Annotated in this window: 13 protein-coding genes; 2 read left to right on the plus strand and 11 right to left on the minus strand. The window is 39.2% G+C overall.

The features are described from left to right. Window positions 1-4 precede the first annotated feature (4 nt). From EHQ24_RS03405 to folD, 5 genes are read right to left on the minus strand one after another with little or no spacing between them, the layout of a single operon-like run. Window positions 5-1,108: an esterase/lipase family protein gene (locus EHQ24_RS03405; RefSeq protein ID WP_135600300.1), complete on the minus strand. Its 1,104-nt coding sequence runs from the start codon at window positions 1,106-1,108 to the stop codon at window positions 5-7. Further along, window positions 1,095-1,868: a 23S rRNA (guanosine(2251)-2'-O)-methyltransferase RlmB gene (rlmB, locus tag EHQ24_RS03410; protein WP_135600301.1), complete on the minus strand. Its 774-nt coding sequence runs from the start codon at window positions 1,866-1,868 to the stop codon at window positions 1,095-1,097. The genes EHQ24_RS03405 and rlmB overlap by 14 nt, the downstream gene beginning before the upstream one ends. Next, window positions 1,850-3,307, minus strand: coding sequence for a cysteine--tRNA ligase (cysS, locus tag EHQ24_RS03415; RefSeq protein WP_135600302.1), 1,458 nt, complete (start codon window positions 3,305-3,307; stop codon window positions 1,850-1,852). The genes rlmB and cysS overlap by 19 nt, the downstream gene beginning before the upstream one ends. Continuing rightward, window positions 3,304-4,272 (minus strand): acetylxylan esterase, encoded by a 969-nt coding sequence (locus tag EHQ24_RS03420; RefSeq protein ID WP_135600303.1) that lies wholly within the window; start codon window positions 4,270-4,272, stop codon window positions 3,304-3,306. Before EHQ24_RS03420 ends, cysS begins: the two co-directional genes overlap by 4 nt. Beyond that, on the minus strand, window positions 4,256-5,131 hold the full coding sequence (folD, locus tag EHQ24_RS03425; protein WP_135600304.1) for a bifunctional methylenetetrahydrofolate dehydrogenase/methenyltetrahydrofolate cyclohydrolase FolD: 876 nt from the start codon (window positions 5,129-5,131) through the stop codon (window positions 4,256-4,258). The genes EHQ24_RS03420 and folD overlap by 17 nt, the downstream gene beginning before the upstream one ends. A 55-nt stretch (window positions 5,132-5,186) precedes the next feature. Between folD and asnS the strand changes: the two genes are divergently transcribed. Together asnS and EHQ24_RS03435 are read left to right on the plus strand one after the other, a co-directional pair. Beyond that, complete coding sequence (asnS, locus tag EHQ24_RS03430) at window positions 5,187-6,491, plus strand: asparagine--tRNA ligase (RefSeq protein WP_135600305.1); 1,305 nt, start codon at window positions 5,187-5,189, stop codon at window positions 6,489-6,491. A 59-nt stretch (window positions 6,492-6,550) separates the two neighbouring features. After that, a complete protein-coding gene (locus tag EHQ24_RS03435) occupies window positions 6,551-7,354 on the plus strand; it encodes a hypothetical protein (RefSeq protein ID WP_135583470.1) in 804 nt (267 codons plus the stop codon). On the opposite strand, the gene EHQ24_RS03440 is transcribed toward EHQ24_RS03435, so the two are convergent. From EHQ24_RS03440 to EHQ24_RS03465, 6 genes are all read right to left on the minus strand, one after another. Then, the gene (locus tag EHQ24_RS03440) at window positions 7,317-8,174 is read right to left on the minus strand and encodes a hypothetical protein (protein ID WP_135600306.1); all 858 of its coding nucleotides are present in this window, start codon (window positions 8,172-8,174) and stop codon (window positions 7,317-7,319) included. The two genes, EHQ24_RS03435 and EHQ24_RS03440, sit on opposite strands and share 38 nt — an antisense overlap. 2 nt (window positions 8,175-8,176) lie before the next feature. Further along, entirely contained in the window at window positions 8,177-10,165 is a 1,989-nt protein-coding gene (locus tag EHQ24_RS03445) for an ATP-dependent DNA helicase (protein WP_135600307.1), read from the minus strand. 116 nt (window positions 10,166-10,281) lie between these two features. Then, the gene (locus EHQ24_RS03450; protein WP_135600308.1) at window positions 10,282-11,871 is read right to left on the minus strand and encodes a sodium:neurotransmitter symporter family protein; all 1,590 of its coding nucleotides are present in this window, start codon (window positions 11,869-11,871) and stop codon (window positions 10,282-10,284) included. Window positions 11,872-11,975: 104 nt separating this feature from the next. Beyond that, window positions 11,976-12,371 carry a helix-turn-helix domain-containing protein gene (locus EHQ24_RS03455; RefSeq protein ID WP_015678327.1) on the minus strand — a complete coding sequence of 132 codons (396 nt, stop codon included), beginning with the start codon at window positions 12,369-12,371 and terminating at the stop codon, window positions 11,976-11,978. A gap of 100 nt (window positions 12,372-12,471) precedes the next feature. Next, window positions 12,472-13,989 (minus strand): LIC12015 family putative lipoprotein, encoded by a 1,518-nt coding sequence (locus tag EHQ24_RS03460; protein ID WP_135600309.1) that lies wholly within the window; start codon window positions 13,987-13,989, stop codon window positions 12,472-12,474. A gap of 31 nt (window positions 13,990-14,020) precedes the next feature. Further along, a complete protein-coding gene (locus EHQ24_RS03465; protein ID WP_135600310.1) occupies window positions 14,021-14,320 on the minus strand; it encodes a hypothetical protein in 300 nt (99 codons plus the stop codon). Window positions 14,321-14,335 lie beyond the last annotated feature (15 nt).

Here is a 14,335-nt window from a genome sequence, read left to right on the forward strand (position 1 = left end):
CTACTTAGTAAGGTGAATTTCGAATTTCCGTAATTACCTGTGTAAACAGATTACGGCTTTTAGTATCATCAATATTCGTAGTTTGAAAAGCCATCATCGAATGATCACAATCAGCTACATTGATTTGTTTGTAAGTTAGGTTTCCCAGTCTGGCACTATTAGCCGGAACAATTCCATCCGATTGAGTAAACCCTGCATTTGATAAGATATTACAACCGGAATTATAATAAAAGGTTTCAGCAACTGTACAATTGCTCATCACTCCAGCAAAACTAATAAACTTACTATTTAAGTTTGTGTCTAGAAAAGACTGGTTCAGTGTATCCAACACTAAATTTTCTGCGCCAGCCAATGGCATTTGTCCAGTACCATTGTTGGTATAACCCAATTCTGAACCACCCTGAGTTCCCACAAGATAATTGCCCAAATCATTTAAGAAGGGATTACTCCCTAAAAAACTAGAAGTAGCAAAAGGAGAACCATACTGGGGACTTCCTAAAGTTACAACCAGCCGAACGAAGGGAAGGACTCCAACATCTTTTGACAAAGCAACTCTTGTGACAAGACCTCCCATCGAATGAGCTACGATATATACTTGATCAGAATCAGCAAAATAACCACGTAAAGTAGAATGAAACTGACGTCCGTTGACAAGAATACTATTCGAGGTGCGATAGGTATAAAGATAAAAATCGAATTCTGAATTCGCTGAATCGCGTCCTTCCTGAAAATGAATGAGACCATTGGAAAAAGTATTTTTTATATTCTGAATCTTTTTCTCATCACCCGTAATGGGATCCGCATCTCTTTCTGCTGGATTCCAACCATGAATGAGAACTATTTTCTTTTTTGAAGATTTTGGAAAAAACTCAGAACCAATAAATTGTAAATTAGAAAGATTACGAGAATATCCAGGAGAAAAACCGAATAACTTTTGATTGGGATTAGGAAGAAGCCCTAACCAAGCAAATAACAAGGCAGCATTGTTCACCCGTTCTTCCGATACAAACTCCTTTCTATAAAAATCATAAACACAGGATTGGAATACAAAACCCCCGATGATTAGAAAAATAAGATATGGCAATATATTTCGCCTAACGCGAAACATTTTGCACCCTATCTAAAGTGATTCCGCAAGCAACTACCACATTAAGAGATGTCACCGATCCAAACAGAGGGATTCTTGCCACGTAATCAGCTTCCTCCAATAACAGACGTTTGACGCCTTCTCCTTCGTTTCCCATGATGATTGCCATCTGCGTTGCGTCTGGTAAAGTTTCCCAAATGGATTCTTCACCTTCTTCATCAGTTGCAAGTATCCAATATTCATTTTTTTTGAGATATTCCATCCCATGCATCAGGTTTGCCACTCGATAGATTTGTAAATGGTGGACTGCACCTGCAGAAACTTTCTCTACAACAGGTGTGATGGGGGAGGTATCACGGTCAGACATTAACACATGTTTGACACCCATACATTCAGCAGTTCGTAAAATATTCCCTAAATTTCCTGGATCTTGAATTCGATCCAGAATTAGAACGGGTCCTGCACCTGCTTCTATATTTTGTTTGAACTGTTCGAAACCAAGTGAGGAAAATGACTTTTGTTTGGTACGAATGATGACATAACCTTGGTGGTTTTTATCAGAAGCGATACGATCAAGTTCCCTTGTGGAAACTGTTGTGAATTTTACGGAATTAGGAATGTATCCCCGGATCCTTTGTTTTTCTTCCGTTCCCATGGAGTCTTTGACGATGACTTCTCGGATGGTTTTGATCCCACGTTCCGGAGCCATCTGCTCCAAGGATTCTAAAAATTCATAAAAATTACGTTTTCCAAAAAGTATTTCTACGGGGCTTTTTTCCATGTGGTATTTCCTTCTTTTGTATCAGCGAGAAGGATTCCTTTTTCTTCCAACTCTTTACGAATTTTGTCGGCGTTTACGAAATCTTTGTTTTGTTTGGCGGTCTTTCGGGCTTCGATTTGGCCAAGAATCCAATCTTCTGAAATTCCATCCAAAGTTTGGATTTGTTTTTCAAATGAAAAAACAGCAAATAGTTCATTAGTTTTAAAAAACAATGCCAGGGATTCTTTTAAAAATACAGAATCCGAAAACTCTGTATTTGAATCCAAAAACTGGTTCACAACTCGAACCAGTTCAAAAACAGAAGCCAGAGCTTTGGGAACATTCAAATCATCAGCCAAAGAATTCATAAAATCCAAATTGAGTTTTTGTAATTCTGGATTAGAAAATTCAAAATTATCAAACGATTTGGGAACTTTATCCCATAACTTACCAGTTTCTAACACTCGGTAGATGGTATTTTGGATTCTCTCCATTGCCGTTTTGGATTCTTCCAATTTGTTTAGAGAGAAATTCAACTTACTTCTGTAATGTGCAGAAATCAAATGATAACGAATTGCGTTCGGATCATATCCTTTTTCTAAAATATCGCGTAAGGTATAAAAATTTCCCTTACTTTTGGACATTTTTTCTCCGTCCACAAGGAGGTGTTCGCAGTGAAGCCAAGTTCCTACAAATTCTTCCTCTGGATAGGCACCGTAACTTTGTGCAGCTTCGTTTTCATGGTGAGGGAAGAGGAGGTCAATCCCACCTGTATGGATGTCTACACCTGATCCGTAAACTTTTCGAATCATCGCCGAACATTCTAAATGCCAACCTGGTCGTCCCGTTCCGATTTTTGTATGCCAACATTTTTCTTCATTTGTCTTTTGGTTTTTCCAAAGAACAAAATCTCTTACATCATCTTTTTCGTATTCATCGGCATCATAACGAACTCCAGACTTCATTCCCGAAACATCAATCTTCGAAAGTTCACCATAACGAGAAAACTTTTGGATGGAAAAATATAGGTTCCCATCTTTTTCATAGACAAGGCCGTTCTTCTGGAGTGTTTCCACAAGTCCGACCATATCTTCAATGGATTCAGTGGCTTTTGGATAATGTTCTAACTTCTGAACATGGAGAGTTTCCAAGTCTTTAAAAAAAGCTTCTGTCCAAGGTTTTGTAAATTCTTCTACACTCTTTTTTTGTTTGATCGATTCATTGATGATTTTGTCATCAATGTCTGTGATGTTCATGGCTTGGTTGAGTTTATACCCACCTAGCAGTAACGAACGGCGAAGTACATCTACAAATAAAAACGAACGGATGTTCCCAATATGTGCAAAATTATAAACCGTTGGCCCACAGGAATAAATGGATACGTTTGAAGGATCTTTGGGAACAAATGTTTCCTTTTTACCCGATTTCGAATTTTGGAAGACAAAGGAAACTAAACTCATAAGGCAAAAATTTCTTTTACAAATTCTAAGTTTGCTTGTGGTTGTTTGTCTTTTCCTGCTTCGTTTCCTTCGGTTGGATACAACTGCATCCGTTTATCACAGTTCATATGGTTGAACAAAGCAAAGGTGGATTTTGGATGTGAGATCACATCTTCCATCCCACAAGAAAAAAGAGCTGGGATTTTTATTTTTTTGGCAAAGTTTAGTGCATCAAAATAAGCCAGTTCCTTTTTATAATCGATTTTTTTAGTGGCTCTTTTTTCTAAAAAAGGAGTGAGTTCTCTCACCCATGGATTTCCTTTTAAAGAAATTTGGTCTTTATCAATATAACAAAACGAAGGTGTTTCTAAGATAAGTCCTTTGATTCGATCGGAATAAGCCGCACCAAATACGGAAAGAGCAGAACCAATGGACTTACCATGGAGAATGATTTGGTCACCATCAATCCCATCGGTCAAACGTAGGAACTCAATGGTTCGAATCACATCCAAATATAGTTTTCGCATATAGAAATCTTCTTTTTGGTCGAGTCCGTGTGCAAAATAATTGGGTGTCCAACCAATCGGTGCCTTTCCTGTCACTGGATCTACTGGTGCATGGATCATTTCTTCCCCATGACCCCGAAGAGTGATATGAAGTTGGGCCACACCCAAATCCGAATATCCTTTCTGGATCTCTTCCGGAACCGCTAAATAATCATGAAAATAAACAACAACAGGCCGATTTCCTCTTTTTCTAGGAATCGCGAGTTTCCCATGTAACACATGATTGTCGATACTTTGAAAACTAATATCATTGAGTGATTCCCAAATAAAAGATCCTTTCAGAACTGTTTTGTAAGCGGCTTTTACAGGAACTTTTTTTAATCCAGAAATCCCTTCTTTCCAAAAACTATCTAAATCCGATGGCGGATCCAGTTTCGGAACGGTTTGGAAACATTCATCAAAACTAACGGTTTGAGGCATGGGAATCCAACTTAGGTGAAAATTGATTTAAAAAACTATACATGGTTTGGAGTAAAAGTACAGAAATTGTCATTGGACCAACTCCTCCAGGAACGGGTGTGTAGTAAGATGTTTTGTCCTTAACTTTCGAAATTTCAATGTCTCCCACATTCCCAACATTATAACCAGCATCCAAAACCACAGCACCTTCTTTGATCCAATCTGCTTGGATGAACTCTGGTTTGCCCACAGCACCAACCACAATGTCCGCTTGTTTCACAAGGTCTGGAAGGTTCTTAGTTTTAGAATGACAAAGGGTCACTGTGGCATTTAGGTTTGTCAGCATAATCGCCATTGGTTTTCCAAGAATGGGGGATCTTCCCACAACCACTGCATGTTTTCCCGAAACATCAATTCCATACTCTTGAAGCAAAAGTACCATCCCGTACGGAGTGCACGGATAATAGGCTTCACTATTCATAGATAATTTTCCAAAAGAAACAGTAGTGACTCCGTCCACATCTTTCTCAAGGGCAATTTCATCAAAACACAAACGTTCATCAATTTGGTGTGGGACTGGGTGTTGTAAAAGAATTCCATTTACAGAAGAATCTGCATTGAGTTTGCGAATTTCAGCTAACAATTCTTCGGTGGTAGTTTCTTCTTTTAGGCGCACATATCGTGATCCCATTCCCACTTTTTCGCAAGCCTTCACTTTCATATTTACATAAGTTTCGGATGCAGGGTTATCCCCAACAAGGATGGTAGCAAGGGTAGGAACTCCCTTACCTTCGGATTTAGCTTTTGCTAATGTTTCTGCGATTCGATTTCGAATTTTTTCGGAAATCGCTTTACCGTCTAATAGGATGCTAGATTTCATTCTGTAAGTTCAAAATTTCAAAGAAAATTGAACTGGCAAACAGAAAAAACCATCCATGATTCCAAGTTTAGATCCAACACAATCCCTTTCCCAAAATTCCACATCCACTCATAGTTTACAAGGCTGGGTACAAGGACTCAGAGGCAATAACCACGTCCAATTCCTCCAACTTCGCACCGAGGGAAAAATCTACCAAGTGGTCGCCGAAAAAGAATTTTTAGGTGAAGAAACCTTCAAACAAATCAAAGGACTTCCTCAAGAAACTTCCCTAATTGTTCGGGGAGTTGCACAGGAAAACGAAAAGGCACCGGGTGGTCAGGAATTATTCCTACATTCCTTTACCCTTGTAGGAGAGTCGGCAAACTATCCGATCACTCCCAAAGAACATGGCCCCGATTTTTTACACAACCACAGACATTTGTGGTTACGCTCCAAAAGGCAACTGGCCATCCAAAGGGTTCGTTCTGAGTTATCTTTCGCCATACGAGAGTTCTTTCGTAACGATGGCTACACCCTGATCGACACACCCATCCTCACCGGTTCCATCGGAGAATCAGCAGGAACCCTTTTTTCCACCGAATATTTCGATTTAGGCCAGGCATATTTAGCCCAAACTGGCCAGCTTTATTTAGAAACAGCTGCTTTTGCCCATTCCAAAGTGTATTGTTTTGGACCGACTTTCCGAGCTGAAAAAAGCAAAACTAGGAGACACTTAACTGAATTTTGGATGCTCGAGGCCGAAACTGCCTTTCTTGGCCAAGACGGAAATTTGGACTTACAAGAACGTTTTGTTAAAACTGTCCTTCGCACCACTATCGAAAGAACCGCCGAAGACCTAAAAGTCCTCGATCGAGATCCAGCGCGGCTTCTGGAACAACTGGCCAAACCCTTCCCAAGAGTGGATTACGGCGAAGCCATCAAAATTCTGCAAACCGCAGGGGAAGAAATCACTTGGGGAGAGGACATCAATTCTGATCGCGAACAAATCCTCACCACCCATTTCGGAACTGCTATCTTTATCCAAAACTTCCCAAGGGCCATCAAAGCCTTCTATATGAAACAAAATCCCAATGACCCAAATACCGTCCTTTCTGCGGATCTCATTGCTCCCGATGGGATTGGGGAGATCATCGGCGGGTCGGAAAGGGAAGAATCCTATGATAAAATTGTGGAAAGGTTAAAAGAAGAAGGACTTCCTCCCGAAGACTATTCTTGGTATTTGGACCTTCGTAAGTATGGCTCTGTTCCTCATGCAGGCTTTGGTATGGGTCTAGAGCGAGTCATCGCGTGGATTTGTGGGTTGTCCCATATTCGTGAATGTATCCCTTATCCAAGGATGATTTATAGGCTAAGCCCTTAATTTTTCTTAAAGGAAATTTTGCACTAAGGCCGATCTTTTTAAGGAAAGAGAGGCACCTTATGGCACAGCAAGCAACCCAAGTCTTAAACACATCTATAGAACAAGAAGCTTGGGATCTTTATGAGGTAGGATCAAACGAAGATGTTGTGGTTCTAGCCAAACGTCATCCAGAGAATTTTTATATCCAACACTTAAGTTATCTAGCGTTGTATGAACTAACTGGCAGAGCAACAATCACAGCTCCTAAAGGGATTTCGAGCCTAGCTCCTCTTGTGGAGGCCATCCAAAACCATGAAATTGGTAAAAGTGATGAAGCATGTAATAGTTTAAATTTATATTTCAATACACAAACCAATCCTCTTTGTTTTTCCATCGTTCAAACTGCGATTAAAATCTATTTTAGAGCGGAAGCTTACGAAGAAGCAAAATCAGTCATAACTAAGTTTAAAAAACAATGGAACGACAATTCTTTTGTAAAAGAGGAACTCATTTGTACATATTATTTGAAACGATATGATGAAGTGATCAAAGTTTTCCGTGACAATATGAAATTGTTAAACGATTCCGATATCCATAAACTTGTGGGTATGGCACTTCTCTTTTTGGATCGTCACAAAGAAGCCAATCTCATTTTTGAAAACATTCCTAATAAATTGAATCTTCCAAGTTTTGAAGAAAAACGCAAAATGTATGATTCCGTTTATAACAAAATTGCTGAGTTAGAAGCTAAATCAAACTCTCTTGCTCATAAAGATTTAGAAGATATGGGTTTTGCTTATCTCTTTCACGGTGATTATGCAAAAGCAGAAAAAATGTTTTTATCTCTTACCGAGAAACTAAAATCAAAACTCTGCAACGTGTAAGATTCTTTCTTGTTTCGGGGTGGCTAAGAAATTTGGCCGCCTCGTCTGTAGGAATGATGAGATCCGTTTGGTTTTTTCCCGCAGTTCCAAGTGCCAAAACAAAGTAGGGGTTCTTTCCTACTTTGGCTTCAATTCCCTTTCCTGTTTGTTCTTCTCTGTACACAATGTACCCAGTTTCAATGGCGTAAGCTTCTTTTACGTAAACAGGGGAATAAATATCTAACCCACGATCGGTTTGAATTTTTGGAAACAAAGCTCTTTTGAAATTCAAGTGGCGGGCATCTACAATCAGGCCAGAAAATTCTACTGGAACTACTTCTTCACTAAATTCAGGAACAGATTCCGTTCCATATTCAAAAGGAATATGAGCAAGAATCCCGTCTTTCCCTTTGAGGGGCAAACTTGCTTTCGCTTCCAAAACATTTTTAACAAATTGAAAATCGTATTCTTCTTTTTCGGAACCAATATAGGAATTGAGTCGAAGCCTTGCTTGTTGGTTCACTTGAGTGTATTCATAAACCGTATAATCTGCATTAAATAAAATAGACTCTAACCTTTGGCTGAGGCGAACCCGAAGTTTTTCCCGAGCTTTTTTACGAGCCATGGAGTGAGCTTTCCCTTGGCTTGTGGCAGTGTTTTTTCCCGAAAACTCAGGGTCTTCTTCATCAAATACAATTTTAGGAATGGTCTCCTTCACAGAAGAAGATACGGAAAGTTCAGTCCAATTGACAACAGATGAATAAATATCCTTATCCTCGATCGGTTTGGAACCCAGAGATACGCTTAAGAGAAAAGCCAAAAGGAGATAAATTCGTTTCATAGTTAAAACTTCGGCAAAAGTTGGAATTTTCTTTCCAATTCATTAAATTCCGTTATGAGGGGAACTCCCTTAGGAAGACTTTGCAAGACGTTTTTTCCATAGGACTTGGTATGCACTCGGGGGTCGAGGATACTCACCATTCCCGTATCTGACTGCGAACGAATGAGCCGTCCAAACCCTTGCCTAAGTAACAAACAGGTTTTTGGAACTTGCATTTCCCAAAAGGGACTTTTTCCCTTTCGTTCCATATCTTCCATCTTTGCTTGCAAAACAGGTTCCGTTGGCACCTGGAAAGGAAGTTTGGTCACAATTACGTTCCTGAGTTTATCACCCTTAATGTCCACACCTTGCCAAAAACTAGACACTCCAAAAAGTACACTTTTATCATTGGCAAGAAACTCTCGTTTGGCGGCGATTGGGCCCATTTCTGTTTGGGAAAAAATAGGATAAGGAACCTGATGCCTTAACTCTTCATAGAGTTCTGACAATAGTTTGTTGGAAGTAAAAAGAACAAAGGCATCCCCTTCCGAAAGTTTGAGAAGGCGCGCGATCCAATAGGATAGATCTGATTTATTTTTTCTAGGGTCTTGCACCGGATCGGCCACTTGTTTGGGAACAAAAAGTAGAGAATGAGTGTTGTAAGCAAAAGGAGAGGCAAGTGTTTTGGTTTTGACTTCCGATGTTCCCACTTCCTTCAAAAAATACTGAAAATTTCCAGCGGTAGGTGAAAGTGTGGCCGAAGTCATCACCACAGAATCCATATTGGGAAACAGTGTATTGGCTAGAATTTCATCCGTGTTTTTTGGTTGGGAGAATAAATAATAAAACGGATCTTTTGCAGACTGTGGAGGGGGTTCAATCCAAAACACCAAGTTAGGATTGGTTTTCAATCGAAAGTCATTTAAAAAGGAGGAAGCCTTCTTTAGATTTCCGGAAACCATTTCTAACCCGAGAGCCATTTCCTTTTCTTCCATATCCTCACTATCTTTTTTATACTTGGATAACAAACCTTCTAGTTGTGAAGCTAAATCAGATAAGGTATCTTCTAAGGCACCATTATCAAGTTTAATTCGTTCTGTATGGCGTGTGGAAAACTGATTGAATTGGAGAGGGATGGCTGAAAGCAACATCCGAAAAAAATCATTCGCATAACCAATAGAAGCCTCTACCGACTTCATTATTTTTTCGCCGTTTTTCAGTTTTAAAACAAGACCTGTCCGTTTTTCAGGGAAATAAAGATAGTGGAGCAAATTCATCAACAAGTCATAACGAATTTCTGATCCAAAAGCCTTTCCTACAATTTCAGGAAATGCATGTGCTTCATCAATGACGAGTTGTGAAAATGGTGGAAGGAGTTTAAAATCACCAGCGAGATGGCTTGCCAAAAGATGGTGGTTCACAATCAGGATATTGGCTTTTTTCCATTTTTCTTTTTCTAAAAAGTAATAGGAGGAACTAAAGTTGGGACAATTTCTCCCCAAACAGTTGTCAGACTCCCTAGAGACAGAATTCCAAAATGAATTGGATAAAAATCCATCAAATTCGGCACGGATTCCTGCTGTGGTTTGTTTTTCCCAATTCACAAAATATGGCAAAGAGGATTCCATCTCCGGGCCAAAATCGCCGCGTTCCATCACACGACCATACTTACGTTTACAAAGATAGTTACTCGCACCAAGCGCCACCATGGCGTTCACTGGCACTCCCAAAGCTTCAGAAACAAGAGGAATGTCTTTATAAAGTAATTGGTCTTGCAGTGCTTTGGTCTCTGTAGAAACCACAACCGTACATTCATTTTCTAAAGAGAATAGAGCACTGGGAATCAAATAGGCTAACGACTTTCCGACACCCGTTCCGGCTTCAATCACCCAATTGGATCCTGTATTAAAAGCCGATTCGATGGACGTTGACATATCCATTTGTTCTTTTCTAACTTCATAATCCTTCCAAAGTTTTGGAAGTTTGGTTGTAAATACTGTTTGTACGTCCAATCGTTAATGCCTGTTACGGAAAAGAAGAACAATACATACAACAGTCAAACTAATCACAGAAACAAGAGACACTGTCATAATGAGTATTCCCTGCCAATTGAGTTCCCCAGATACATTCATGTGGTTACCTTTTCTTTGGAATGGTTTAGGGCCTTGGAAACTAAAAAATAGATAAATCCGTAAATGACAAAAAGGCTAATTACAACCGAACGGGCCACAACAGCCTTTGTTTTGGCATCTTCTACATTTTCCCCTTTATTTTCTGCAAGGAGTCCCATGACCTCTGGATTCATTTTATCCAAATATTCGGGTAGGTTCATATAACAAAAAGAAACGAAGATAAAAAGTAAAAACCAAGGAGTGATGTATTTTAAAACAAATCGAATAGACCGAGGAAAAGGAATGAGACTCCCTTCGTTTGCGTCCTTCACACCCCGATCCACACCAATCTTAAAAACAAAAATAAAAATTTGGATGGATGCCAAAATATAAATCATAATGGTTCCGATATAAAAATCGGCAATGTCAAGTGCTGCAAAGTCTTTGTTGAAGTAGATGATGGGTAGGCAAAGAAAAAACGTAAAAAGAAATAGTAGTAAGGATGATTTCCGTCTACCTACATGAAATCCCTCTTCTAAAAATAAAATTCCAGGTTGTAACATGGTAACTGAAGAGGTGATCGCAGCAAGGAACAATACAAGAAACCAGAGTCCACCAAAAAAAGCCCCACCAGGCATCATTCCAAAAACAGAAGGAAGGGCGATAAAACCCATTCCAAAGGTTCCAAATGAAGTGGCCTGCATTCCTAAAAATAAAAAGGCAACAGGAATTGTGATCATACCACCAAACACAACTTCTGCGAACTCATTCAAAGAAGCAGAGGAAAGGCTAGATAAAACAACATCGTCCTTTTTCTTTAAAAAACTAGAAAACACAAGAGCAATCCCAAAACCAGTGGATAAGGAAAAGAAAATTTGTCCTGCGGCACTGATCCATACTTTTGGTTGGGTCAGTTTTGACCACTCCGGGTTCCACATAACAGCAAGACCCGATTCAATTCCTGGAATGGTTAACACTCGAACAAGGATGATCGTAGCACAAATTCCCATGAGTGGCATGGCAATTTTAGCAAAGGCTTCAAGTCCTTTGGATAGACCACGATAAACGAGTAAAAAATTAAACAATACACAAAGCAAAAAGAATACAATGATAGGAGATTGGAAACTGGATCCATTGGCTTCGGCACCGGTTAAATGCATAAAGAAAGTGGAGGCTTGTTTTGTCATCGCATCTTGAGTGGATCCATCAAGTGACATCTGTCCCGTAAGAAAATAGTAAGCATAAGCCAAACACCAGGATTCAATGAATACATAGTACACATAAATCATCACAGGAATCATGACACCAATGGTTCCCGCAAGTTTGAGAGGGAATCCTTTTAAGTATTCACGAAAGATAAAGGGAGTGCTATGTCCATGTTTGCCACCCATACGACCCATGGTCCACTCAGCCAAACAAACAGGGATTCCAAGAATGAGGAAGCTGATGATATAGGGAACCATAAAGGCGCCACCACCATTTTGTGCAGCTTGCCCGGGGAATCTTAAAAAATTTCCAAGTCCAATCGCACCACTTGCTACAGCCAAAATCAATCCGATACGACTGGCCCAACCTTCTTGGTGGTGTTCCGCTTGTCTCTTTTCCATCAGGGACTATTGAATGTAGGAGGAATTATGTGACAAAATCTTTTTGTCTGAGAGGGAGAAAAAGCTAGGGCCCGTCTTTGAGCCCAGCTTTGGTATTTTTCAAATTAGCCGAGAAATAGCTCGTTTTTTTCCATTTTCAGAACTTTGGAGACCAGATTCTTAAAATCTTCCGGCGGTTCCAAAAGTCCTAGTTCTACTTTTGACAAAAACGGAGTGGAAACCTTTAATTTCTTAGCGAAATCGTATTGTTTGATTCCTAACTCACGTCTGACTGCCCAAAGTTTGTTTTTCAATCCATTGGAAAACTCAGGATAGATGTCTTCCACTGCGCTTTCGTTAAAAAGCTTATCGACAGAGGTTTTGAGATATTTTGCACAAGATGACTTGAATTTTTCAGTCGGATCTTGGGCTCCAGTCTCAATTTTGGATAGGTAACTCGGAGAAACTCCTAGTGCCCTCGCCATATCGTACTGTTTGATACCTCTCTTCTTTCGAAGCATGTAAATGTGATTGTTCATTTATCCCCCCTAACAGTCAAAATATGTCAAATATGGCAAAATTCAATAAAAAAATTTTGCCAACCTGTAAATCTTGTAAGGACTATAATGTAACTTCTTTTAAACGATCAGCGGCAATGACCAAGTTGTAAGTGGTCTTTAAACCAGAAACTTTTTGCTCAATAAACGAATTCCTTTGAGCACCTTCCATTTCTGATTTGATTCTTTCCCTTACTGCTGCATATGGCTTAGGAATACGATTCTGTGGGTTTTTGGGGTCTTGGTCTGCATAAGCATACAATTTTCCTGCTTCGTAAGCATCTCTCATTTGAGTTTCTGTTACGGTTACAGGGATGGCTTTGATTTCATCTTGTAGCGATTTTAACGCCAAAGAAACTTTCATCTTATCCATTTGCATGAGATAACCAATTTCGGATCCTACATCTTGTACATCACCAGAAGTTGCTGCAATTTTTCCTTGGAGGATCGTCGATTGAAACAAATTAACCATATCCCAAGTTTTAGATTTTTCATCTTTGTATTCTTGTTTTAGAATATTCGGAATGGCTTCAAAATCGGCTGACAAATCTTTCCAAGTGTAGTTTTTTCCATCACGAGTAGAATATAAAACATAATCTGGAGTAAAAATTTTTGGATCGATATCCGTTGGACCAGTGAAACGTGGTAAGTTAGCAACTGTGATTCCACTTTCTTCTGTAATTCGTTTCAGTTCTTTTTGATACAATCCTTGTTCATACTCTTTCATTGTATGAGAAGCAAACTGATTTGCTTTGTCTGCGGATTCACCTTCTGTAAAATAAGCAACAGATGCTTTTGTATCTGCATCTTCGTGAGTTTTGGCGTATTCAGCAGCTTCCGCTTTAAACTCATCAAAAATGGATGTGAAATATTTTTTTAGTCTTTCTGGATGGACTTTTTCTGAACCAGTAGAACGAACTACATAAGCAATCCTTCCTTCACCAGCTTTCGCGTAAGATATAAAAGTTCCTTTTTTTGCTTTTTTGACTTCGGTTAAGATATCTTCCAAAGGAGTTTCTGCACAGTTTGTGCAAAAAGGTTCTAATTTTCCTGCAATCGGTCTTCTTGTAATGTCTTCTGTGACTTTAGAAATTTCTTCCGCAATTTCTTTATTCGAAAGAGTATTGAGTTTTGCCGCTAATGCTTCTGCATTTTTTAAATTGGTGGCTTCATCTTCTCCACGAACTAGAGCTAATTGTAAATTTACAAATTCTAAAGGTTTTTCTTTTAAACCATTTTTCACATACTCTCGCATGTATACGTTTAGTTTTAGAAACTGATTTACTAAAGATTCAATTTTTTGAACATCCGCTTCGGCAACCTTTTTGGAAGAAATTGCATCTTTTAGTAAGATTTTTTCTAAAGCGATACTTTCTAAAATTTTTGCTTGGATATCAGCACTAATCGGTTGCGGTTCTGTATTGCCTCGTTTGGAAGCCTCAATCACAAAGTTCATTTCTTTGCGAGTCACAGTTCCACCATCAAAGGTAGCAAGGATTTCAGAATCCTTAGAGCAATTGAGAAGTGGCACGAGTATCAAACCGAGCATACATACTCGAGTCAGAAGTTTGTTTAGATTCATTGGATTTCCTTGTCTATGTTTAAGTATTGTTTTAATATTTGCGGACTGGCTTTTCAGGCTTTTTAGGTTCTGGAATTTCTGGCACTGTTTGTACCGGTTTCTCAGAAACAATGTGAGATTTTTTGGCCAAAGGTTCCGATCTAGAAACATTTAATTTGAGGATCTCTGATTTTTGATCTTCCAATTTGTTCATTTCCGATAAAAACGTTTCTTTGAGAATGGGAGAATATTCCCGATCAGAAGCGAGGCGGTCGGTCAATTTTTTCAGTTCTACGACGTCCCGATCCAGCTCTTCTAGTTTTTTGTATAAATGGGCAACTGTTACCTTCAAACACCGCTCCTTCCA

This window comes from Leptospira noumeaensis (assembly GCF_004770765.1).
GTDB classification, from domain to species: Bacteria; Spirochaetota; Leptospiria; order Leptospirales; family Leptospiraceae; genus Leptospira_A; species Leptospira_A noumeaensis.

Excerpts from the sequence above, each read along its gene's own strand:
- EHQ24_RS03440 (WP_135600306.1), bottom strand. The coding sequence starts at position 8,174 with ATGAAACGAATTTATCTCCTTTTGGCTTTTCTCTTAAGCGTATCTCTG.
- EHQ24_RS03420 (WP_135600303.1), bottom strand. The coding sequence starts at position 4,272 with ATGCCTCAAACCGTTAGTTTTGATGAATGTTTCCAAACCGTTCCGAAA.
- EHQ24_RS03435 (WP_135583470.1), top strand. The coding sequence starts at position 6,551 with ATGGCACAGCAAGCAACCCAAGTCTTAAACACATCTATAGAACAAGAA.
- folD (WP_135600304.1), bottom strand. The coding sequence starts at position 5,131 with ATGAAATCTAGCATCCTATTAGACGGTAAAGCGATTTCCGAAAAAATT.
- cysS (WP_135600302.1), bottom strand. The coding sequence starts at position 3,307 with ATGAGTTTAGTTTCCTTTGTCTTCCAAAATTCGAAATCGGGTAAAAAG.
- EHQ24_RS03460 (WP_135600309.1), bottom strand. The coding sequence starts at position 13,989 with ATGAATCTAAACAAACTTCTGACTCGAGTATGTATGCTCGGTTTGATA.
- EHQ24_RS03405 (WP_135600300.1), bottom strand. The coding sequence starts at position 1,108 with ATGTTTCGCGTTAGGCGAAATATATTGCCATATCTTATTTTTCTAATC.
- rlmB (WP_135600301.1), bottom strand. The coding sequence starts at position 1,868 with ATGGAAAAAAGCCCCGTAGAAATACTTTTTGGAAAACGTAATTTTTAT.
- asnS (WP_135600305.1), top strand. The coding sequence starts at position 5,187 with ATGATTCCAAGTTTAGATCCAACACAATCCCTTTCCCAAAATTCCACA.
- EHQ24_RS03455 (WP_015678327.1), bottom strand. The coding sequence starts at position 12,371 with ATGCTTCGAAAGAAGAGAGGTATCAAACAGTACGATATGGCGAGGGCA.
- EHQ24_RS03450 (WP_135600308.1), bottom strand. The coding sequence starts at position 11,871 with ATGGAAAAGAGACAAGCGGAACACCACCAAGAAGGTTGGGCCAGTCGT.